Source organism: Anaerotignum faecicola, from assembly GCA_024460105.1.
Classification (GTDB): domain Bacteria; phylum Bacillota; class Clostridia; order Lachnospirales; family Anaerotignaceae; genus JANFXS01.
Genome location: JANFXS010000002.1, coordinates 251,511 through 273,438, shown reverse-complemented (window position 1 = coordinate 273,438; position 21,928 = coordinate 251,511). Strand labels below are relative to the sequence as shown.

17 protein-coding genes, 1 tRNA gene and 1 pseudogene are annotated in these 21,928 nt (G+C 40.9%); 15 read left to right on the top strand and 4 right to left on the bottom strand.

All coding sequences use genetic code 11. From position 1 onward, the window contains the following. Positions 1-27: 27 nt before the first annotated feature. The 12 genes from NE664_03935 to NE664_03880 all read left to right on the top strand — a co-directional run bounded on the left by NE664_03935 (position 28) and on the right by NE664_03880 (position 17,232). A complete protein-coding gene (locus NE664_03935; protein MCQ4725811.1) occupies positions 28-1,395 on the top strand; it encodes a Na+/H+ antiporter NhaC family protein in 1,368 nt (455 codons plus the stop codon). Between the two features lie 30 nt (positions 1,396-1,425). Next, positions 1,426-2,604 carry an amidohydrolase gene (locus tag NE664_03930; GenBank protein MCQ4725810.1) on the top strand — a complete coding sequence of 393 codons (1,179 nt, stop codon included), beginning with the start codon at positions 1,426-1,428 and terminating at the stop codon, positions 2,602-2,604. 148 nt (positions 2,605-2,752) lie between these two features. Next, a complete protein-coding gene (gene megL, locus NE664_03925; protein ID MCQ4725809.1) occupies positions 2,753-3,949 on the top strand; it encodes a methionine gamma-lyase in 1,197 nt (398 codons plus the stop codon). A gap of 348 nt (positions 3,950-4,297) precedes the next feature. After that, positions 4,298-5,443: an ABC transporter ATP-binding protein gene (locus tag NE664_03920; GenBank protein MCQ4725808.1), complete on the top strand. Its 1,146-nt coding sequence runs from the start codon at positions 4,298-4,300 to the stop codon at positions 5,441-5,443. Next, positions 5,436-7,019, top strand: a complete 1,584-nt coding sequence (locus tag NE664_03915) for an ABC transporter permease subunit (GenBank protein ID MCQ4725807.1) — start codon at positions 5,436-5,438, stop codon at positions 7,017-7,019. Before NE664_03920 ends, NE664_03915 begins: the two co-directional genes overlap by 8 nt. Before the next feature lie 395 nt (positions 7,020-7,414). After that, the gene (locus NE664_03910) at positions 7,415-10,105 is read left to right on the top strand and encodes a sensor histidine kinase KdpD (GenBank protein MCQ4725806.1); all 2,691 of its coding nucleotides are present in this window, start codon (positions 7,415-7,417) and stop codon (positions 10,103-10,105) included. Positions 10,106-10,119: 14 nt separating this feature from the next. After that, on the top strand, positions 10,120-10,767 hold the full coding sequence (locus NE664_03905; protein ID MCQ4725805.1) for a response regulator transcription factor: 648 nt from the start codon (positions 10,120-10,122) through the stop codon (positions 10,765-10,767). Between the two features lie 555 nt (positions 10,768-11,322). Next, the gene (locus tag NE664_03900) at positions 11,323-13,077 is read left to right on the top strand and encodes a potassium-transporting ATPase subunit KdpA (protein MCQ4725804.1); all 1,755 of its coding nucleotides are present in this window, start codon (positions 11,323-11,325) and stop codon (positions 13,075-13,077) included. Positions 13,078-13,092: 15 nt separating this feature from the next. Beyond that, the gene (kdpB, locus tag NE664_03895; GenBank protein ID MCQ4725803.1) at positions 13,093-15,147 is read left to right on the top strand and encodes a potassium-transporting ATPase subunit KdpB; all 2,055 of its coding nucleotides are present in this window, start codon (positions 13,093-13,095) and stop codon (positions 15,145-15,147) included. A 14-nt stretch (positions 15,148-15,161) separates the two neighbouring features. Further along, positions 15,162-15,812, top strand: a complete 651-nt coding sequence (gene kdpC / locus NE664_03890; protein MCQ4725802.1) for a K(+)-transporting ATPase subunit C — start codon at positions 15,162-15,164, stop codon at positions 15,810-15,812. Positions 15,813-15,833: 21 nt separating this feature from the next. Continuing rightward, positions 15,834-16,727, top strand: coding sequence for a hypothetical protein (locus NE664_03885; GenBank protein ID MCQ4725801.1), 894 nt, complete (start codon positions 15,834-15,836; stop codon positions 16,725-16,727). Positions 16,728-17,031: 304 nt separating this feature from the next. Next, entirely contained in the window at positions 17,032-17,232 is a 201-nt protein-coding gene (locus NE664_03880; GenBank protein MCQ4725800.1) for a hypothetical protein, read from the top strand. Positions 17,233-17,774: 542 nt separating this feature from the next. Here NE664_03880 and NE664_03875 read toward each other — a convergent pair. Then, a tRNA-Arg gene (locus tag NE664_03875) sits at positions 17,775-17,848 on the bottom strand. Between the two features lie 181 nt (positions 17,849-18,029). Between NE664_03875 and NE664_03870 the strand changes: the two genes are divergently transcribed. From NE664_03870 to NE664_03860, 3 genes are all read left to right on the top strand, one after another. After that, a complete protein-coding gene (locus NE664_03870) occupies positions 18,030-18,896 on the top strand; it encodes an amino acid ABC transporter substrate-binding protein (GenBank protein ID MCQ4725799.1) in 867 nt (288 codons plus the stop codon). Positions 18,897-18,972: 76 nt separating this feature from the next. Next, a complete protein-coding gene (locus tag NE664_03865) occupies positions 18,973-19,602 on the top strand; it encodes an amino acid ABC transporter permease (GenBank protein ID MCQ4725798.1) in 630 nt (209 codons plus the stop codon). 9 nt (positions 19,603-19,611) lie between these two features. Next, entirely contained in the window at positions 19,612-20,334 is a 723-nt protein-coding gene (locus tag NE664_03860; protein MCQ4725797.1) for an amino acid ABC transporter ATP-binding protein, read from the top strand. Positions 20,335-21,081: 747 nt separating this feature from the next. On the opposite strand, the pseudogene NE664_03855 reads toward NE664_03860, so the two are convergent. From NE664_03855 to NE664_03845, 3 genes and pseudogenes are all read right to left on the bottom strand, one after another. After that, a pseudogene (locus NE664_03855) lies at positions 21,082-21,183 on the bottom strand (manganese catalase family protein). Next, the gene (locus NE664_03850) at positions 21,184-21,459 is read right to left on the bottom strand and encodes a spore coat protein CotJB (protein MCQ4725796.1); all 276 of its coding nucleotides are present in this window, start codon (positions 21,457-21,459) and stop codon (positions 21,184-21,186) included. Then, positions 21,460-21,774, bottom strand: coding sequence for a spore coat associated protein CotJA (locus NE664_03845; GenBank protein ID MCQ4725795.1), 315 nt, complete (start codon positions 21,772-21,774; stop codon positions 21,460-21,462). Between the last annotated feature and the right edge of the window lie 154 nt (positions 21,775-21,928).

The window sequence follows — 21,928 nt, the reverse complement described above, 5'->3', positions numbered from 1 at the left end:
TAACGGATATAAAAAGGAGGAAAAACCATGAGCGAAAACAATATGAAGCAAGATAATAACTCAAGCCAGAAAACGTACGGTTTCTGGGCATTCACTCCGATACTTGTATTTTTGCTGATTTATATTGGCGGAGGTATCGTTTTTACATGCATGGGAATGGAAACCCCTTTTAAGCAGATTCCAAGGGAAGCGGCATTGTTAGTCGGCATAGCCGTTGCGCTTGTGATGAACCGAAAATTGAATATAGAGGATAAAGTAGAGATGCTGGCAAAAAATGCCGGGCAGACGGGCGTAATGTCTATGGTGATGATTTTCCTTGTGGCCGGGGCTTTTTCGGGAGTATGTTCAGCTACGGGCGGGGCGGATTCTGTGGTAAATATGGGGCTTACGTTTATTCCGAAACATTTTTTGGTCTCAGGTATCTTCATAGTTTCGTCTTTCCTTTCCACTGCAATGGGAACTTCAACAGGCACAACCGTAGCGCTTGCGCCGATTGCCGTTGCGGTTTCAGAAGCAGCCGGAATATCTCCTGCTATTGCGCTTGCGGCGATGAGCGGCGGCTCAATGTTCGGAGACAATCTGTCGTTTATTTCCGATACGACTATTGCCGCAACAAAAGGCGTGGGCGCCGAGATGAGGGATAAATTCAAGATGAATTTCCTTATTGCAGTGCCGGCGGCAATTATAGCTGTTATAGCATACTCCACAGTGCACGTTTCAGCAGACGGCATTGGAGAAATAGGATCTTATAACTTTATATATATCCTTCCTTATGTGACGGTACTTGTAACCGCCCTGATGGGTATGAACGTTCTTGTCGTGCTTTTTATTGGCATCGCAATGGCCGGGGCAATAGGCCTTGCCATGGGCAGTATTACGATACTCGGGATTTTCAAGGCCTGCGGAAGCGGCATGAGCGATATGCTTTCAATCGCAATTACATGTATTTTAATTCGCGGCCTTATTGGTGTGATCCATGAATACGGCGGTATTGAGTGGTTGGTTAAGACTGTTTTGAAACTGGCAAAGTCAAGAAAAACGGCGGAATATTGTATTGCGTTTATGTCGGCGATATTATCTTTGGCGTTGGCCAATAATACGATGGCTATAATTATTTCCGCCCCTTTGGCAAAAGAAATTGGGGAATCTTATCATATTTCTCCAAAACGAATGGCAAGCCTGCTGGATATTTTCGGATGCGTCCTGCTGGAATTTGCGCCGCATACGGGCAGTATGGTTCTCCTTACAACCCTTGCGGGATGTTCGCCTGTGGATATTATGGCGGGGGCTTACTATGCAATGGCGTTAGGCGTATGCGCTGTAATTACGATACAGTTCGGCCTTCTGCGTACAAAAGAAGAAAAGGCGTTTGACATGAAAAAAGAAAGGGCATAAAAAAAGCAAAATGGGAGGTGTAAAGTTAAGATGGATTTCTTTCAAAAAGCAAAGGAATATCATGAATATATGAAAAATATCCGCGAGCAGATTCACATGTATCCGGAATTGGGCGGGGAAGAAATAAAAACCGGCAAATTGATTATGAAAGAATTGGATTTAATGGAAATTCCATATCGTTTCGGATCCGCAAAAACGGGAATTGTTGGATTGATACAAGGCAAAAAAAAGGAAGGCAAAACAATTCTGCTTAGAGCCGATATGGACGCGCTGCCTATTCAGGAATGTAATGAAAGCCATTATAAATCAAGGCATGACGGAATTATGCATGCATGCGGGCATGACGTCCATACGGCAATGCTTTTGGGCGCCGCAAGAATATTGAACGGCATGAGAGATGAGTTAAACGGCAATATAAAACTGTGTTTTCAGCCTGCTGAGGAAGCGTCGTCAGGAGGGGCACAGCAGATGGTGGAGGAAGGATTGCTGGAAAATCCTAAAGTTGATTTTGCAATGGCGCTTCATGTGGAGCCTCAGTTCCCCATTGGAAGCTGCGGACTATCGGACGGAGCCGTGACGGCGTTTCCCGATTTTTTCTCATTGACTTTCCGCGGCAAAGGAGGGCATGGTTCGCTTCCTCATCTTGCTGTTGATCCCATTGCCCCGGCGGCGGAAGCTTATACAATGCTGCAAGGATTAAAAAATAAAGTAGATCCGCTTGAACCATGCGTTATACAAGTATGCATGTTCCATGCGGGGACGGCGCAGGCCGTCATACCGGACACATGTACAATAGAAGGCACGGTACGCGTTTTCAGCAAAGAGGCCGGAACGGTTGTCAGAGACGGAATAGAAAAAATAGCCGAGGTGGTATGCGGAATTTACGGCACTTCATATGAATTGGATTACAGACGAAGATGTTTTTCCGTTATAAATGATGAAAAGTATACTAAATGCGTAAGGGACAGCGTAAAAGGGTTTTATGAGCTTGGATACAGGAAAAATAAAGATATGGGCGGGGAAGACTTCTGCTTTATCAGCGATAAAGTGCCGTCGGTTTATATTCCCATAGGGACGGCTAACGACAATCCAAAAACGCAGTACCCGGTGCATAATCCGTATTTTGAGATCGACGACAGGGCGTTTGAAATTGGCGCGGCGACTTTGGCAAAATGTGCGTTTGATTTTTTAAGCGGGCTTTTTGACTAGACGCTTTTACAGCGAATGAACGGATATTTTAAAAAATTTTATAATTATTCTGTTAGTGGAAAATAAAAAAGAGGATTTTGGAAAATTACAATTTATGCGGTTTGAATATTTAATTTAAACTTGATTAAAAAATTAAGGAGCGGAATATATGGAACATAAGTATAAATACGGTTTTGCAACAAGGCAGATACATGCGGGTCATGACAAAAATACATACGGGGCGCTTTGCCCTCCCATTTATCAAACCTCTACATTTGCATTTGGTTCTGTAGAGGAAGGAGGAGATCGCTTTGGAGGCGCAAAAAGCGGGTTTATTTATACGCGTCTGGGAAACCCGACGAACGAATTGCTGGAAAAGAAGATTGCATCCTTGGAAAACGGCGAGGCGGCCGCGGTGACTGCATCCGGCATGGGGGCCATTTCAACGGCGATCTGGTCTTTAATAAAAAGTGGGGAACATATTTTAGCTGATGAAACGTTATATGGATGCACATTTGATTTAATTCAGCACGGGCTTAGGAATTTTGGCGTCGAGGCTGACATGATTGATTTTTCCGACATTGAGAAGGTGAAACAATCCATACGGCCTAATACCGGTATTGTATATTTTGAAACTCCGTGCAACCCCACGCTTAAAATTATTGATATAAAGGAAGTGACGGAAGCGGTAAGAAGCATAAAAAAGGATATTATTATAATAGTTGACAATACATTCGCAACGCCGTATCTTCAACGCCCGTTGGAAATGGGAGTTGATATTGTTGTACATAGCGCAACAAAGTATCTTAACGGACACGGGGACGTAATTGCAGGGGCTATTATCGGAAGTGAGGAAATTATTTCCCAGTGTAAAAAGCACGGAATTAAAGACATGACGGGGGCGGTTTTAAGCCCGTTTGACGCATTTCTTATAAACAGGGGGCTTAAAACTCTTGATATCAGGATGGAAAAGCATTGCCGAAACGCACAAAAGCTTGCCGAGTTTTTGCACGGGCATCCGGCTGTTAAAAAGGTATATTATCCGGGGCTTCCGGATTTTTCGGGACATGAAACGGCTGCCAAGCAAATGAAAGGCTTCGGAGGCATGATTTCGATTGAACTGAATGCGGACAAAAAACGAACCGCGGCATGTATAAACGCGTTAAAGCTTGTCGCCATAGCGGTAAGTTTGGGAGATGCGGAAACACTGGTTGAACACCCTGCGAGCATGACGCATAACGCTTATTCTAAGGAAGAACTTGAAGCTGCCGGCATTTCCGAGGGGCTGGTACGAATTTCGGTGGGGTTGGAGGACATAGAAGATATTATTGAGGCGTTTAGGGAAGGCCTTGACGAACTGATTTAATGTTTAAAAGTTTAAAAGGAACGGACGTTTTAATTAGTTGAAGGGAAATTAAATTTGACGGTTGGTTAAAAGCAAAAATTTTATTTTTATCAGGTTAAAAAGATAAAAGCCGCGGCTGGTATTAAAAGCCGCGGCTTTTATGATATATAAAGGATAGACGGAAATTTAATTTACGGCCTTACGTTTGGCGCATGTACTTAAATACGCCGGTTTATATAACCGTTAAAATTTTATATTATGTATTCATAATCTGAAGCGGGCAATCTTAATACAAAATTAATGTATTATGCTATAAGATACTGACTATAAGATACAGTTTAGATTTTCCGCAAACGGGGAGGTTGCATAATGATTGTTATTGACAGCGTATATAAATCGTATAAAAATAAATCTGTTTTAATGGATATTAATTTGACGATAAAGGACGGCGAGTGCTTTGTGCTCATAGGAGCCAGCGGGTGCGGCAAAACGACGCTTTTAAAATCAATAAACAAGCTTAATTCGATTAACAAAGGAACGATACAAATCGACGGAGTGTCAATTAACGACATACGCGAAAGCGATCTTCCTAAAAAGATTGGTTATGTCGTTCAGGAAAACGGGCTTTTTCCGCATCTGACTGTAGGTGAAAATATAGAGCTTGTGATGAAGCTTGCAGGTTTTCCGAAAGATAAAATATACGACAGAGTTGACGAAATGCTGACGATGGTAAACCTTTCGCCTTCGGAGTATAAGAATTTGTTTCCGGTGCAGCTTTCAGGAGGACAAAGGCAGAGGGTCAATGTTGCGAGGGCATTTGCGTCAAACCCGCCTTATATACTTATGGATGAGCCTTTTTCCGCCCTCGATCCCGTTACAAGGGCCGAGCTTCAGGACGAGGTGTATGCTTTACATAAAAAGCTTAATAAAACAATAGTGTTTGTAACGCATGATATGAATGAGGCGATAAAGCTTGCCGACCGTATATGTGTGATAGAAAACGGACGCATAGCTCAATGCGACACCCCCGAAAATATACTTAAATATCCAGCAAATAAATATGTTGAGGAATTTATAGGCAAAAATAAGCTTTGGAGCAACCCTGAGTATGTAAAGGCGGAAGATATAATGCTTAAAAATCCGGTTCGTTCTCCGAAAGAGTTTAGAGTAAGGCAGGCAATATATAAAATGAGCCACCATAATGTCGACAGCCTAATTATTACGGATAAGGGAAAGCTTCTGGGTATAGTGTGGCTTGAAGAAATGCAGAAAATACAAAATAAAGAAGATCCTGTGAGCCAATATATTTCTGAAGATTATGTTTCTGTGTTTACGGATACGACTCTTAAAAAAATAATTTCAACTATTGACTATAACATATCTGGGGTAATACCGGTTATAGATCATAATTATATGTTGAAAGGCTTCTTAACAAAAGGGCGGCTGCTTTCGACATTGAGCAGACAGTTTACGCCTGAAGGTTCCGCAGATGAAAGGAGTGGTATAATTGAGTAGTTTTATTGAACTGTTTATGAGCAGAAAAGAAGAGCTTCTTCAGCTTTTTATCGAGCATCTTAATATGACTGCCATTGCCGTATTTATATCGCTTCTTATAGGCGTTCCTTTGGGCATACTCATTACAAGAAACAAAATACTTGCAAAAGCGGTTATAGGATTAGCTAATGTAATGCAGTCGATACCTTGCATAGCTCTTTTGGCATTTTCAATACCTTTTGTCGGAATCGGCACAAAACCTGCAATATTAATGGTTATAGTGTACGCTTTGCTTCCTATAATAAAAAATGCTTATACGGGAATTATGAGCATAGACCCTAAAACAATAGAGGTTGCAAAAGGGCTTGGAATATCTAAATGGAAACGCCTTTTTAAAGTTGAGCTTCCGATAGCGGCTCCCTTTATTATGGCGGGTATAAGAATTTCAGCGGTAGCGGCCGTGGGCACCATGACCATAGCGGCGTTTGCAGGCGCCGGAGGACTCGGCTGGTTTATAAATCTCGGTCTTAATTCAAGAAACACAATGCTTGTTCTGCTTGGTGCAATTCCGGCTTCCGTATTGGCGCTTTTCCTTGATTTTATACTTGGAAAGCTTGAAAAGGCCTTAACGTCCGAAGGGCTTTTGCCGGCGGAACAGATACAAAATATTTCGAAGAAAGAAAGAAGAAAAAAGCAGTTCGGTATCATGTTCGTATGTTTCTTATTGATTGCGGCGCCGGTAGTTTCGTCTGTACATAAGACGTTTGCGTCCGCTGGCGAAAAGAAAATCGTTATAGGCTCAAGCAACTTTACCGAAGCTCTTATATTGGGATACATGTATAAGGATCTGGTCGAATCAAATACTGATATTAAAGTTGAGCAGAGATTTAACTTAAACGGCGCTTCCGTATGCTTTGACGCCCTTGACACCGGAAATATAGACATGTTTGTTGAATATACGGGAACGATACTTTCAAATATGCTTCATCGTCCGATTGATTCAAAAATTCCCGATGAAATATATGCCGAAGTAAAAGAATTTATGGAGTCGGAGCACAATATACATACCTCGGAACCTTTAGGATTCAACAATACATATGTTATGAGCGTTACGCCTGAAATTGCGGAAAAATATAATTTGGAAACTCTTTCACAGCTTATAGACGTTGCGCCGGAGCTGAGGCTGGGATGCACCGTTGAATTCATTCAGAGGGAAGACTGTCTTCCGCTTTTCGAGTCGGAATATAATACGTCGTTTAAATCGAAAGACGGCCTTGACGCAAGTATAAGATATGCGGCAATAGAATCTGGAGAAGTTGACGTAATAGACGCGTTTTCAACAGACGCACTATTGGCAAAGAGCAACCTTGTTAAGCTTGAAGACGACATATCGTTTTTCCCTCCGTACTACGCTGTAAATCTTGTAAGGAATGAAGTTTTGGAAGAATATCCGGAGCTGTCGGAAGCGCTTTCCAAAATGGATAATATTTTAACCGAAAGCGATATGGCCGCGCTTAATGCGGAAGTTGATATCGACGGAAAAACGCCTGAGGATGTAGCGCATAATTTCCTTTTGGAAAAGGGGCTTATTAACTAATCTGAATTAATATAAAAAGGCTGTTCATAAGAACAGCCTTTTTTAAGGCTAAAAGCAAGGCAAACTTATGACATATAATGCTGTGCCGCAGTATAATGTTCTATATAATAAAGTAAAGAGCTTATGGCTTTGATTTTTATGCCATCTTTATTATAATTTAAATGTATTAATACTTTCTTTACTCAATATATAGGATAATAAATTAAAGGGCTGTAATATAGCGCAAAGCGTAAAAGTCTTGTCTGATTTTCGGGCATATGCCGAAACTTAGAAATCGATATATTTCGGATATGCGTTTAATCGAATTTGGATATTATAATCATAAAAAAGTTAATATATGATTTTTTCAAAATATGTTCTGCATGAAATATTCTGCTTAAAAAGGGAGTGACCAGATGAGTCAAAGAAGGCCGACGTCTGAAGAAATTTTGGAGTCTATCAATAGGAAACAGCAAATCGATAATATGGGAAAGCTTAAAATATTTTTCGGTTATGCCGCCGGCGTGGGGAAAACGTATGCAATGCTGGAAGCGGCGCATGCGGCTAAAAATAACGGCAGGGACGTTGTAATAGGTTATATTGAAAAACATTCGCGTCCCGATACTCTTGCGTTGTTGGAAGGGCTTGAGGAAATGCCCGTCAGGGAAATCAACTACAAGGGGGTAGTATTAAAAGAATTTGATATAGACGCGGTTCTGGAAAGAAAACCGCAGCTTGTTCTGATTGACGAGTTGGCTCATACAAATGCAGCCGGAAGCAGGCATATGAAAAGATACCAAGATGTTTCGGAAATACTGCGTGCCGGAATCGACGTATACAGTACGGTAAATGTCCAGCATTTGGAGTCGCTTCATGATTTAGTGGCCTCGATTACGGGGGTTTCCGTAAGCGAAAGAATTCCGGACGACGTTTTCGACTCTGCCGCTCAGGTTGAATTGGTTGATATAGAGCCGGACGATCTTATTGAAAGGCTTAATGAAGGAAAAGTATATAAGGAGCATCAGGCTAAAAGGGCGCTTGACCACTTTTTTATAAAAGAAAATCTTGCGGCTTTAAGGGAAATTGCCCTTAGACGTACAGCAGACAGGCTTAACAGGACGGCTCAGAAAGAAGGGTATGAAAATACAGCGAGGGCGGGAGAGCATATACTCATTTGTCTTTCCAGCGCCCCTTCCAACGCAAGAGTAATACGCACTGCCGCACGTATGGCGGAGGCTTTCCACAGCAGTTTTACGGCCCTGTATGTAGAAACGTCCCAGTCTAAAGAATTAAAAGGGGAGAACCTCAAACGTCTGAAAGAAAATTTTCACCTTGCGGAACAGCTTGGCGCTCAAATAAGCACCGTTTACGGCGACGAGCCTGCAATGCTGATTGCAGAGTATGCAAAAGTCAGCGGAGTAACGAAAATTGTTATAGGCCGGACAAACCACAGACAGAATATGTTTTTCGGCAGTAAAACAATGGTGGATAAACTTACTGAATTGGCAAGCAATATAGACGTTTATATTATTCCAGATCAGCAGCCTGCTTTTAAAAATAAATACAGAATTTTTTCAGATGGCAAAAACAGTGTCAGCGCTGCCGACGTTCTAAAAACTATTGCCCTGATTGTATTGGCAACGGCGATTGGTTTTGCTTTTTATTTTGCCGGTCTGAGGGAAGCAAACATTATAATGATTTATATTCTCGGAGTTTTGATTACTACTATTGTTACAAAGGGGCATATGTGCGGCGTAATTTCGTCGTTAGTCAGCGTTATAGTGTTCAATTATTTTTTCACGGAACCGAGATATTCTCTTCAGGCAAGCCCGGATTATCCTATTACGTTTCTAATTATGCTTCTGACAAGCGTTATCTCAAGCACGCTTGCAACAAGGGTAAAAAAACAGGCGAGGCAGGCTTCGCAGAAAGCGTATTATATCGAGATATTAATGAGCAGCAGCAAAAAGCTTCAGCAGGGGCATAGTGATAAAGAAATTTTAAGCATTGGCGCCAAACAGCTTGAGGCTATTTTGGGAAGGCCTATTTTGTATGCTATTTCAAACGGCAGCAACGAATTGAAGTTTTCCGTCGAGCCAAAAGAAAAGGCGGAAATGCTTGATAAACTTACTGTTGAGGAAATAGCGGTTGCGCAATGGGTAAGGAAAAATAACAAGCATGCGGGGGCGACAACAAATACTCTTGCAAATGCGGACAATTATTATATATCTGTAAGGGGAATGCAGGAAGTAATGGCGGTTGTGGCCATACCTATCAAGTGTTACCCTGAGCTGGACGCTTTTGAAAAAAACCTGTTGATAGCTATTTTAAATGAATGCGGTATTATTATGGAAAGAAGAAGGCTCAGCATGGAAAAGCAGAAAATAGAAATGGAAACGCATCAGGAAAGACTGCGGTCAAACCTTTTGCGGGCAATCTCCCACGATCTGCGCACTCCGCTTACAAGCATAAGCGGTAATGCGGACGTACTCATGGAAGAAAGCGTGGTCCTTGCCGAAAGCAAAAAACAGGAACTGTACCGCGCTATTTACGACGATGCAATGTGGCTTGTAAATCTTACTGAAAATCTGCTTTCAATTACAAGGATAGACAATGGAACTGTAAAGCTGAAAATGGAAGCGCAGCTTTTGGAGGAAGTATTTGCAGAAGCGCTGAGGCATGTTGACAGAAGGATAAAAGATTATATTGTAAAAGTCAATGTTTCGGACGATCTGCTTATGGCAAAAATGGATGTCAGGCTGATTATACAGGTAATTATAAACATTGTGAACAACGCCGTTAAATATACTCCTTCGGGTACTGAAATTACATTGTCTGCCGAAAAGAAAGGGAAAATGGTAAGCGTCAGTATCAGCGATACCGGACCGGGTATCAGCGACGATACAAAAAAACATTTATTTGATATGTTTTATACGGCAAGCCATGGGAAAAGCGACGATAGGCGGGGGCTTGGCCTTGGGCTGAACCTTTGCAAATCTATTATTACCGCCCATGGCGGTGAAATCTTTGTTACCGACAATGAACCCCAAGGGTCTGTTTTTACTTTTACTCTGCCGCTGGAAGAGGTGAAAATTGCAGATGTATAAATCAAAAGCTTTAGTTGTTGAAAACGACATTGGAAACGCAAAACTATCAAATTCATTCTGCTTGTACAGGATTAGGAGCTTTAAATGGAACATTGCTGTATAAGCCTGAAGTTGTGATATTGGATTTGGATATACCGGGCAAAGACGGCATAGACACTATTAAAAAAATAAGGGAATCTTTTAAAGTTCCTATTATTGTCGTGACAAGCGAAAGCGACAGTATGGATAATGTAAAAGCCCTTGACGCTGGCGCCGACGATTATCTTACAAAGCCGTTCAGTGTGGATGAATTTTTGACAAGGATAAGGGAAACTGAAAAAAGAAATACTTCTGAAAGCCAATATGTCAACGGGAAATTTGGCATATATGAAAACGGACGCTTAAAGATTGATTTTTTTACGGGAAGCGTTTATATAGAAAATAAGAAGATATATTTGGGGCGGATAGAATACCAACTGCTGTGCCTAATGGCGAAAAATACAGGCAAGGCTTTAACTTATAATTATATATTAAGCGAGGTTTGGAAAAGCACCGGTTCGTCAAAATCATCTTTATTAAAAGTTTTTATGTCAAAGCTTAAGAAAAAAATCGAAAAAGATTTCTCCAATCCGCAGTATATACAGACATGTATCGGCGTGGGATATAGGATGGTAAGAATATGAAGTCAGAATAACCGACCGCCGCAAAACCATGAAAAAAGTGGTTTTGCGGCGGTTTTTTATATTTATCTGAAATATGGGAAACGCTCCGGATTTTCGGAATATTTATGTTTTACTGTAATATGAAATGTACGGAAGCTGAAAAGAGGGATTTTTAAGTCGGTACGCTTGGGCCAAAGATGTTGTTCTTTAGGACCTGCCGTCTTGCGGCAGAATTGTTAAATATAATCTTAATGCAATATTAACGCCGGCGTAACTTTGTTAAGACCATATTGATAAGAGAATTGCTAAAATAAATCAGTAAAAAATAAAAAAGTATATCAAAGGAGGAAACAGTTATGCTGGACATTATTATGTTGGCAGTTCTTGCAGGCAGCTGCGGGCTTATATATTTGCTCATAAAATGGTGCAAAAAGCAAGTCGAGTCCAATGATTGATTATATAAGAGGAGGGAATATAATGATTATTCTTGGTGCGATTGTAGTTATTTTAGGAGCTTATCTTGTATATGCCCTTGTGAACCCTGAAAAATTTTAAAAATTTAGGAGGAAGTTTAATATGCTGGAATTATTGTTGACGATAATTATATTTTTGATTCTCGTCATTCCTGTTGGTACTTATTTATATCATATAACCGCAGGGAAAAAGACTTTTGCGGATCCTGTTATGAATAAGGTGGACGGAGCCATTTATAAAGTATGCGGCATAGATCCCAAAAAAGGAATGACATGGTGGCAGTATGCCGCGGCTCTGCTTCTTACAAATGCAATTATGATATTTATAGGATATATTATTTTAAGAATCCAGAGTATAGCCCTTTTTAATCCTAACGGCATTGGAAATATGGAGCAGACTCTTTCGTTCAATACGATAATAAGTTTCATGACAAACACTAACCTTCAGCACTATTCAGGCGAAAGCGGGCTTTCTTATTTATCTCAGATGACTGTAATAGCGTTTATGATGTTTGTTTCGGCAGCCAGCGGATATGCGGCATGCGGAGCGTTTATCAGGGGACTTGCCGGAAAAACAAAAGACGACGTAGGAAACTTTTATTCTGATCTCGTAAGGGTAACGACCCGTGTGCTTCTTCCGTTTTCGTTTATCGGGGGACTTCTCCTTGTTTGGCAGGGAGTTCCGCAGACATTAGGGGGAAATATTGTAGTCGATACGATTGAAGGAATGAAACAGACTATTGCAATGGGGCCTGTAGCCGCTGTTGAAATTATTAAACACCTTGGTACAAACGGAGGCGGTTTCTTCGGAGCCAACTCGACTACGCCTATGGAGAACCCAACTATAATTACAAACCTTATTGAGCTTTATTCAATGATGATACTGCCGGGTGCATGCGTAGTTACGTTCGGCAAAATGGTCAGGGACAGAAAAAAGGCTATAGCTTTAGAAAACGGATTGCCTGAAACTTCTTCAAAACCGGATTTTGCAACAAAGATATTCGGAAGGGAAGGAAGATCCATATTCCTTGCCATGGGAATAATATTTGTTATTGGATTAAGCGTATGCTTTTGGGCAGAAAGCCAAGGAAACCCCGCTCTTGCCGACGTTGGGCTTTTGCAGTCTATGGGAAGTATGGAAGGCAAGGAAGTTCGGTTCGGTATAGCACAGTCGGCTATGTTTACGACAACGACGACGTCGTTTACAACAGGCACTGTAAACAATATGCATGATACGCTTACGCCTTTGGGAGGCATGATACCGCTTCTTCATATGATGCTCAATGTCGTATTCGGCGGCAAAGGCGTAGGACTTATGAACATGATTATGTACGCCGTGCTTGCGGTGTTCATCTGCGGTTTGATGATAGGACGTACTCCCGAATATTTGGGCAAGAAAATAGAAGGGAGAGAAATGAAGCTTACCGCGCTTTGCATCATTATTCATCCGTTTTTAATACTTGCATTTTCGGCTATTGCCGTTGCCACATCAGGAGGTTTGGAAGGAATAACAAATCCTGGTTTCCACGGATTGTCGCAGGTTCTTTACGAATACGCATCGTCTGCCGCAAACAACGGTTCGGGGTTTGAAGGCCTTGCGGACAACAGTTATTTCTGGAATATTACAACCGGCCTTGCAATGTTCTTCGGAAGATATTTATCAATAGTTATACAGCTTGCAATAGCAGGTTCTTTAATGAAGAAACGTTTTGTAGGGGAGTCGGTAGGCACTTTACATACGGATAATACAGCGTTTGCCGTTATATTGGTATTTGTGGTATACATTTTTGCAGCGCTTACATTTTTCCCTGCTTTGGCTCTTGGACCTATTGCAGAACATCTTACCCTTTGGTCATAAGGAGGAAAATATATTATGAGTAAAAATGAAAATAAGAAACTGGTTACGCCTGAAATATTCCATCAGGCAATAATCGGTTCTTTTACAAAACTAAATCCAAGATACATGATGAAAAACCCCGTTATGTTCGTGGTTGAGGCCGGATGTTTTGTAACCCTTATACTCTCGATATTCCCTAACCTTTTTGGGGACATGGGCGGAGATAACATCCGTTTATACAATATAATTGTTTGCGCAATATTATTTGTAACGGTGCTCTTTGCAAACTTTGCGGAGTCTGTGGCGGAAGGCAGAGGAAAGGCGCAGGCCGCAAGTTTAAGAAAGACGCAGAAAGATACGAAAGCGAGAGTTATTAAAGAAGACGGATCGGAAAAAGAAGTTATTTCAAGCCAACTTACAAAAGGCGACGTCGTTTTGGTGTATGCCGGGGAAATAATCCCCGGAGACGGCGAAGTTATAGAAGGAATAGCTTCGGTTGACGAATCTGCAATTACAGGCGAATCCGCTCCTGTCGTAAGGGAAAGCGGCGGAGATTTCTGCTCCGTTACGGGCGGTACGACAGTAGTTTCAGACTGGCTTAAAATACGTATAACGTCGGAACCGGGAAACAGTTTCCTTGACAGGATGATAGCGCTTGTCGAGGGAGCTTCAAGGAAAAAGACGCCTAACGAAATAGCGTTAAACACACTGCTTGTTTCTCTTACGATAATATTCCTTATAGTAATAGTTACCCTTTATCCAATCGGGCTTTACAGCGGCGTTCAGCTTCAAACTTCAACGCTTATCGCCCTTTGCGTATGCCTTATACCGACGACAATAGGCGGCCTGCTTTCGGCGATAGGAATTGCGGGTATGGACAGGGTTACGAGGTTTAATGTTATCGCAATGTCGGGCAAAGCGGTAGAAGCATGCGGCGACGTTGATACTATGATACTTGATAAAACCGGTACTATAACATACGGAAACCGCCTTGCGGCAGACTTCATGGCAGTTGAAGGCGTGGATCGAAACGATCTCATAAGATGCGCCGCTTTGGCTTCTTTACAGGATGAAACGCCTGAAGGGAAATCCACTCTTGAGCTTGCAAGAAGGCTTGGCGACAACAGCGCTCTTTCGGACGGTTCGCAGTTTATTGAATTTACGGCTCAGACGCGCATGAGCGGCGTTGATTTGCCGAACGGCACGAAAATAAGAAAAGGCGCGTCGGACTCTATTGAAAAATATGTAAAAGAACTTGGAGGCAAAATACCTTCGGACTTAAATGAGAAAGTTGCAAAAATATCCAGTCTTGGCGGCACGCCTTTGACAGTAAGTGAAAATAACAGAATATTAGGCGTTATTTATCTGAAGGATACGGTTAAGCCCGGAATGGCGGAAAGGTTTGAAAGACTGCGCGCTATCGGCATAAAAACAATTATGTGTACGGGCGACAACCCGCTTACAGCCGCCACTATAGCAAAAGAAGCCGGCGTAGACGGATTTATTGCGGAATGTAAACCTGAGGATAAAATAGACGTAATTAAAAAGGAACAGGCTGAAGGCAAAATAGTCGCTATGACCGGCGACGGTACAAACGACGCTCCGGCCCTTGCTCAGGCTAATGTCGGCCTTGCTATGAACAGCGGCACGACGGCTGCCAAAGAAGCGGCGAACATGGTGGATCTTGATTCGGATCCTACAAAAATACTTGAAGTTGTTGAAATCGGAAAACAGCTACTTATTACAAGAGGAAGCCTTACAACATTTTCGATTGCAAACGATATTGCCAAATATTTTGCAATAATACCGGCTATGTTTATGGCTGCCATACCTCAGCTTGGCGTTCTTAACATTATGCATCTTACGACAAGATACAGCGCTATATTGTCGGCGCTTATATTCAACGCAATAATTATTCCTTGCCTTATTCCTTTGGCAATGAGGGGCGTTAAATATCGTCCTATGTCGTCGGGAAAAATGCTTGCAAGAAACATGCTTATATATGGATTGGGCGGTATAATTACGCCGTTTGCAGGTATTAAGATAATAGATATGATTATTGCTCCAATACTTTCGCTTATAGGATTTTAAGGAGGCATTTTGATATGAAAGAATTTCTGCACAATACAAGGAAAGCTTTTTTAGTAACAACAGCTCTTTTGATTATATGCGGGCTTATATATCCTTTAGCATTAACGGGAGTGTCGGCTGTTGTATTCCCTCACCAGGCCAATGGAAGTCTTATAGTGGTAGACGGAAAAACAGTTGGTTCTGAAACAATAGGTCAGGAATTTACAGAAGACTATTTTATGTGGGGACGTCCTTCGGCATATCATTACAATACATATACCGAAAATGAAGACGGAGTGTCGGTATACAGCGACGGTACGGAGTTTGCAGGCGTAAGTTCAGGTTCCAACAACTATGCTCCTTCAAATGAAGCCCTTTCGGAAAGGGTAGCTGCAGATATGGAAACATTCCTTGAACGAAACCCGGACGTAACGGCCGAAGAAGTGCCGACGGATTTATTAACAGCTTCGGGCTCAGGGCTTGATCCTCATATTTCGCCTGAATCTGCAAAGGTACAGATACCGCGTATAGCAAAAGCTTCTGGGCTTAGTGAAGAAGAAATAGAAAATATTGTATCGGCGCATACCGAAGGAAAATTATTCGGCGTTTTCGGCGGGGAAACGGTTAACGTCCTGTTGGTAAATATTGATATTGCCAAAGCTATGGGATTAATTTCCGCCGAATAAAACAGGAGGATGATATAATCCATGTTTCCATACAAAGAGGCGTCTTGTATCCGGGAGAATGAATCCCGGGTACAGGACGGCTGTTATGAAGAACATGCACCGGGAAAGAATTTCGTTGTATTAATTACGGGAGTATATAAAAATTTCGGCTTTGAGGAACAGCCGGTTGTATGCGGATTAATGCAGAGTAATAAGGTTAATGTAATTTACCCTAATACTGTTATTGACGTATCCACTCTGCTCTCCATGGCAGACGATATTATGGCGCGGATTAACGAGGACTGGACGTTATATGCCGCAGGTACTTCGGAAAATGGCGAAACGGTTTATATAAACTCAAGCTATGAGGAAAGTGAGATCTTGGTAAAGCAAAGTTCCGTTTCCGGAGAAAATACGGATGTAATGAACGATTTGTGCTTTCAAGTTACATGTCCGAATAGAGAAACTGCCGAAAACCTTTTAAATATACTTAACAGTCTTAATTGGAAAACTGGTATTATTATATCGGAATGGTCAAATTTGGATTTCCTGAAAGAAAATAAATTTTTAATAGATACGGAAATAAGAGGATACTTTTGTTATGCCGCGATACAGGAAGATTCTGACGCCGATGATTATTTTGATTCGATAAGTTTTTCAAATAAAGTTGTGATTTGGGAGGCATTTTTGAAATACGGTTTTTCTCCGTTGGAGTTTGAATGGCTTACTTCGAGAATATATAATGGAATGGTTTGCAGGCGTATGGAATGGGAAATGGCTCTTTGGAAAACCGTTGACAGACTTGGCTTTTCTTTAGTGGTGAAGGAAAATTTGTTCCAGCTTTTTGACAATAACGGCAAAAGACTTTATTTCAGCGTGGAACATAAAAATTCAGCGGAAAAGGCTTTAATGAAAATACTGTTTCCGTTAAACTGAAGAAAATTAAAATAATGTATGAATCTTCGTCGCTTATAATATCAACGATATATATACTTGACATCGGAAAATTTGATTTTTCCGATGTTTTTTATTTGTGAAAGAATAAGCGTGTTCTATTGAACAGTATATTTTAATTGTTTTGGATTTGCAGGGAATTTGGTTATCGGATATTCTCGTATTTTAATATGTTTAGAAATTCAAAAACTGTAGAAACATTTATTTTATCTTAATTACTCCATCATTTTCTTTTTCCAATTTTCATTTTGTATGTGTTAATCTATATAAAAAGGAGGGAAAAGCAATGACGGCTATAATTCAGGCGGCGCATAAAATTGAAGTTAATTTTCACGATACAATAGTTGAGTTTATGGAACGGCACCCCTATATTGCTTTTGCAGCCGTTTCTATAGGGATGCCTATATGTGTTTTAGCTTTGGTTTTCGCCGGAACGGCAGCGTTAATATTGCCGTTTGTATATTTATTATCTTCGGTTTATATATAAGATTTTGCGGGGAAAAAGATACGGCTTGTAAAAAACGGGAAATAACCGTTTAATACATATTTGTCTTGAAAAATAAAGCTTTGATAAAATTTGTTAGAAGCAATAAAAAATAAATTAGGACAGCAAGAAATTTTATTAGCATATCTTGAAAAGAGGTTTACCGATTTATTGGTAAATAATATTAGTTTCCGTTTATAAGGGAGCACAAAGTTTTAACGGACGTCAGCGGAGCAATAGCTGTGTTAAATCCGTTTGACGTAGGATCCGATGTTCCTGTGCGCCTTTGTTTTGCTCTTACGCCGATAACGCCCGTTAAAATTCTCCGACATCACAATGGAAAAATTTTTTGCAGTTCAAGGCGCATGTGAGCCGGAATTGCGGAACCTATGGCAAACATATGCAACACGTAAATGCGGAAAATTTTTCCTTGAGGGGCGTGCATGCCCTTGCAAACTGAAACTGAATTCGATAAAAATAATTTTAAGGGAAACTAAAATGAAATATAAAAAAACGCCATTCTTCAAAGAATGGCGGAAAACCGACGTTCCCGAGAGGATTCGAACCTCCGACCTACCGCTTAGGAGGCGGTCGCTCTATCCTGCTGAGCTACGGAAACATATTTTGTATGACGCTTATATATTGTAAATGCAAATCATGAATAAGTCAAGCGGTTTTTTGAAAAAATTTAATATTTTTTGATTATTCTGCTAAAGCTTGACAAAAAGGCTTTAGTGCTTTAGTATGATAATGTAAAAAAGATATCTTCAAAAATAATTTTGATTTGGAGGGCGTTGATTATGAAAAAGAAGTTTTTTACAGCCGCCGCAGCTATAGTGATGGCGGCAGGAGTTTTGGCAGGATGCACATCTTCTCAGCCTGCCGCTGATGAAACACAGGATCAGAATACACAAGCAGAAGACGGAAGTACGGATGAAAGCAAGGGCGCGGAAGGCGAAACGGCCGATATCGGATACGATAAGGTTTTAATAGGCCTTGACGACACGTTTGCGCCTATGGGCTTTAGAGACGAAAATAATGAACTTACAGGCTTTGACGTGGAGCTTGCCCAGGCTGTTGGGGAAGTTCTTGGCATTGAAGTGGAGTTTCAGCCTATAAACTGGGACACAAAAGAAACTGAACTTAATAACGGCAATGTGGATCTTCTTTGGAACGGATATTCAATTAATGAAACAAGAAAAGAACAGGTGCTTTTTTCGAGGCCTTATCTGAACAACAGACAGATAGTGCTTGTGCTTGCCGACAGCGATATAAATACGCTTGCGGATCTTGAGGGAAAGACTGTTACAACACAGACTGCTTCAAGTTCGGAAGAAGCTATTTTTGCTAAAGAAGGCCTTAAAGATACTTTCGGAGAGTATGTAACGTTTGCCACATATGACGAATGTCTGCGTGATCAGGAAGCCGGAAGATCCGACGCTGTTATTGCGGATGAAGTGCTTATACGTTATTATATAGCAAACCACCCTGATACAGAGTACAGAATACTTGACGAATACATATCCGATGAGGAATACGGAATCGGCGCAAGGAAAGAGGACACCGCTTTAATTGAAGCTATAAACGGCGCCCTTGACGAACTCAAAGAAAATGGCAAAGGCGCTGAAATTTCAACAAAGTGGTTTGGCGAGGACATAATGCTTTAACATTTAAGTGAAAAGAAAAACTGAATTTAGCCGTCGTTTATGACGGCTAATTTTTTGAAACGGAAAGGATAAGCTTATGAGTTACGTTGGCCAAATTTTAGAAGGATTAAATTTAACGCTGGGGGTATTTTTACTGTCCCTTGCACTGTCTTTGCCTTTAGGCGTTATAGTCGCGGTGCTGAGGCTTTCAAAAATTAAAATAATCAGCAAAATAACATCGATTTATATTTGGGTTTTAAGGGGCACGCCGCTTTTACTGCAAATTATGGTTGTTTTTTTCGGTTTGCCTACGATTGGGATTAACCTTGGAAGGTTTAATTCAATTATATTTGCTTTTGTTTTAAATTACGCGGCTTATTTCGGGGAGATATTCCGTTCCGGCATACAGTCTATTGAAAAAGGGCAGAGGGAGGCCGCAAGCATACTCGGCTTTTCACCGCTTCAAATTAATGTTAAAATTATACTGCCGCAGGTCGTTAAACGCACGCTTCCATCGATCGGCAATGAGGTTATATCCCTTATTAAAGATACATCCCTTGTATATGCCGTAGGACAAAGCGATATACTTAAATTTGCCAAAGGCATTGCCGTAAGGGATGCGACTCTTCTGCCATATGTTATTGCGGGATGTATATATCTTATACTTACATATGTTATAACAAAGGTGTTTGAGGCGATTGAAAAGAAGGTTGCTTATGACGAGTAGGAGGATATTATGCTTCTGAGTATTAAAAATTTATATAAATCATTTAACGACACGGTTGTGCTTAACGACGTCAATTTTTCTGTGGACGCGGGAGAAGTAGTGTCGCTGGTTGGCCAAAGCGGCGCGGGCAAGACGACGGTGATGAGGTGCGTGGCCGGCCTTGAAAAATGTGACGAAGGCACAATAGAAATAAACGGCAGGTTTATCTGCCGAACTTCAAACGGTACAACATCGCATGCCGACAAAAAAGAATTGGCTGAAATAAGAAAAGATATAGGAATGGTATTTCAAAGCTATCATCTTTTCCCACATTTAACGGTTATGGAAAATGTAACCCTTGCTTTGACGGAAGTTTATAAAATGTCGAAAACAGAAGCAAACCTTGTGGCAGTGAAAATGCTTGAAAGCTTAGGGCTTGGAGAAAAAGCAAACAATAAACCTTCACAGCTGAGCGGAGGACAGAAACAAAGGGTTGCTATCGCCCGAAGCTGCGTAACAAATCCAAAGCTTTTATGCTTTGATGAACCGACGGCAGCTTTGGACAGTGCGCTTGTAACGGAAATTGTGAAAATAATACGCCGCTTCGCTTCGGAAAACGGAATGGGAATACTTATAATCAGCCATGACGAAAGGTTTGTGCGGGATGTATCCGACAGAGTGTTGTTTATTGAAAAAGGCAGAATAACAAAAGAACTTACGGCGGAAGAATATAAAGCTGTGATGAGGGAATGATTTAATAAAATTTCCGCAGTGCAAATGATTCGAATATCGGGGAGAATACTGTCATGTTATTTTGCACGTCATATATTTTAAGACAGAAATATTAAACCGGTTCGGCCGATATATGTTTTATAACATGGTAAATCGCGCGTACCGGTTTTGTTTTTTTGCGTTGGTAATATTTTGTGGGATTTAAGCGTTTGAAGGGCAGGGGCTTTTCGGCTTGATAAAACGATTTAATGATTTTATGTTTTTTTCAGAACATATGCTTTATTTAATGACTTTAAATGTAATTTTGACATCTTAATGCGCCGCCCGGATTTGCGGTAATTTGTTTTTTAAAAGTATTCGGCTTACGTTTGGAGAGGGGGAAGTTAAATTAAAATATTCGATAAGCGGTTTTAGCGTGCAAAGGACTCCAAGCATGGTTAAGGGATATGTAATTTTTCTATTAGGTAGCTTAAGTTTACGGGAGTACAACAACTGTTGCGCCGCAGACGCCCGTCAAAACTCTTACACATCACAAAGTGGAAATTTTTTGCAGTTCAAGGCACATATGTGTCGGCACAATGATTCTAAGGCAAGTGTATGCAGTGCAGAAATGCAGTAAATTTTTCATTGAGGGGCGTGTGCGCTATTGGAAGCAGAAACTATATTCAGTTTATAAGGCTGTATTTTCTGCTGTTTTTTGAATATATAAAATATGCCAATACGTTAATTGCGCGTGTATATTAAACGGCTTAACGGCCATATCTTTCAGCCATATGCACCGCCATACTGTTCTATCATGATTTTGGCAAGACGTGCGTCGGGATTTTTGATTTTTACCGGGAATTCAAGCTTTTTTTCATATATCCACATTTATTTACACCTCATTTCATAATTAAAACAGTTCTGCCATGGCCATGGGTTATCGTCCCACTGCCATATGTCTTCACAGCGGTTAAGGCTCCTCCATGAACATACGGGACCTGAGGATTTTTCATATTTAAGGCGTACTGTGTCAGCCGCTTTTATAATTTTATTATATTGTTCGATTGCCTCTTTGTTTGTTGGATGAGTATTAAGATAAAGGGCAAGGTCAGTCGCCATAAAATCAAGCTCGGTTAATGTTTTTAAAAGTTCGTCGCGTTCCATTTAACAGCACCTCTCTTCCGGGTATCTTTTTTTCCTGTAAGGCTGAACAAGGACGGGGAATATTGTGCCGTGGCAAAGGGCTTCTTCAGGGGAAAAAAGTGTGAAATCCTCCTGATAAGGCACATATGCCTGCGCATAACCTGTGTGTTCGACTATACATTCGTTACATTCCGCCGGTTCATAACAAAAATCAAGCGTTGTGTTTGCACATGCATTGTTTGTTTTACATTCCCTGTCAACACACTGCCTGTCGCATTTTTTCTGAGTTGTGCCGCAGCCGAAAACTTTGTAGAAATCATCGTAATTCTCTGTCAATTTGAAAACCTCCTAATATCTGGTTGCAATTTATACTATGAGTAAAAAACTGAATGTGTTACGGCTGAGATAAAAAATGCGGATGATTTTAAGAAGTATGCAAAAAAATATACCGGCATATTAAAATAGTTTAAACCGGCGTATGGCGCGTTTA

Coding starts and splice junctions, on each gene's coding strand:
- kdpB (MCQ4725803.1), top strand. CDS start 13,093: ATGAGTAAAAATGAAAATAAGAAACTGGTTACGCCTGAAATATTCCAT.
- megL (MCQ4725809.1), top strand. CDS start 2,753: ATGGAACATAAGTATAAATACGGTTTTGCAACAAGGCAGATACATGCG.
- NE664_03850 (MCQ4725796.1), bottom strand. CDS start 21,459: ATGGAACGCGACGAACTTTTAAAAACATTAACCGAGCTTGATTTTATG.
- NE664_03860 (MCQ4725797.1), top strand. CDS start 19,612: ATGCTTCTGAGTATTAAAAATTTATATAAATCATTTAACGACACGGTT.
- NE664_03900 (MCQ4725804.1), top strand. CDS start 11,323: ATGCTGGAATTATTGTTGACGATAATTATATTTTTGATTCTCGTCATT.
- NE664_03885 (MCQ4725801.1), top strand. CDS start 15,834: ATGTTTCCATACAAAGAGGCGTCTTGTATCCGGGAGAATGAATCCCGG.
- kdpC (MCQ4725802.1), top strand. CDS start 15,162: ATGAAAGAATTTCTGCACAATACAAGGAAAGCTTTTTTAGTAACAACA.
- NE664_03935 (MCQ4725811.1), top strand. CDS start 28: ATGAGCGAAAACAATATGAAGCAAGATAATAACTCAAGCCAGAAAACG.
- NE664_03930 (MCQ4725810.1), top strand. CDS start 1,426: ATGGATTTCTTTCAAAAAGCAAAGGAATATCATGAATATATGAAAAAT.
- NE664_03910 (MCQ4725806.1), top strand. CDS start 7,415: ATGAGTCAAAGAAGGCCGACGTCTGAAGAAATTTTGGAGTCTATCAAT.
- NE664_03920 (MCQ4725808.1), top strand. CDS start 4,298: ATGATTGTTATTGACAGCGTATATAAATCGTATAAAAATAAATCTGTT.
- NE664_03880 (MCQ4725800.1), top strand. CDS start 17,032: ATGACGGCTATAATTCAGGCGGCGCATAAAATTGAAGTTAATTTTCAC.
- NE664_03865 (MCQ4725798.1), top strand. CDS start 18,973: ATGAGTTACGTTGGCCAAATTTTAGAAGGATTAAATTTAACGCTGGGG.
- NE664_03870 (MCQ4725799.1), top strand. CDS start 18,030: ATGAAAAAGAAGTTTTTTACAGCCGCCGCAGCTATAGTGATGGCGGCA.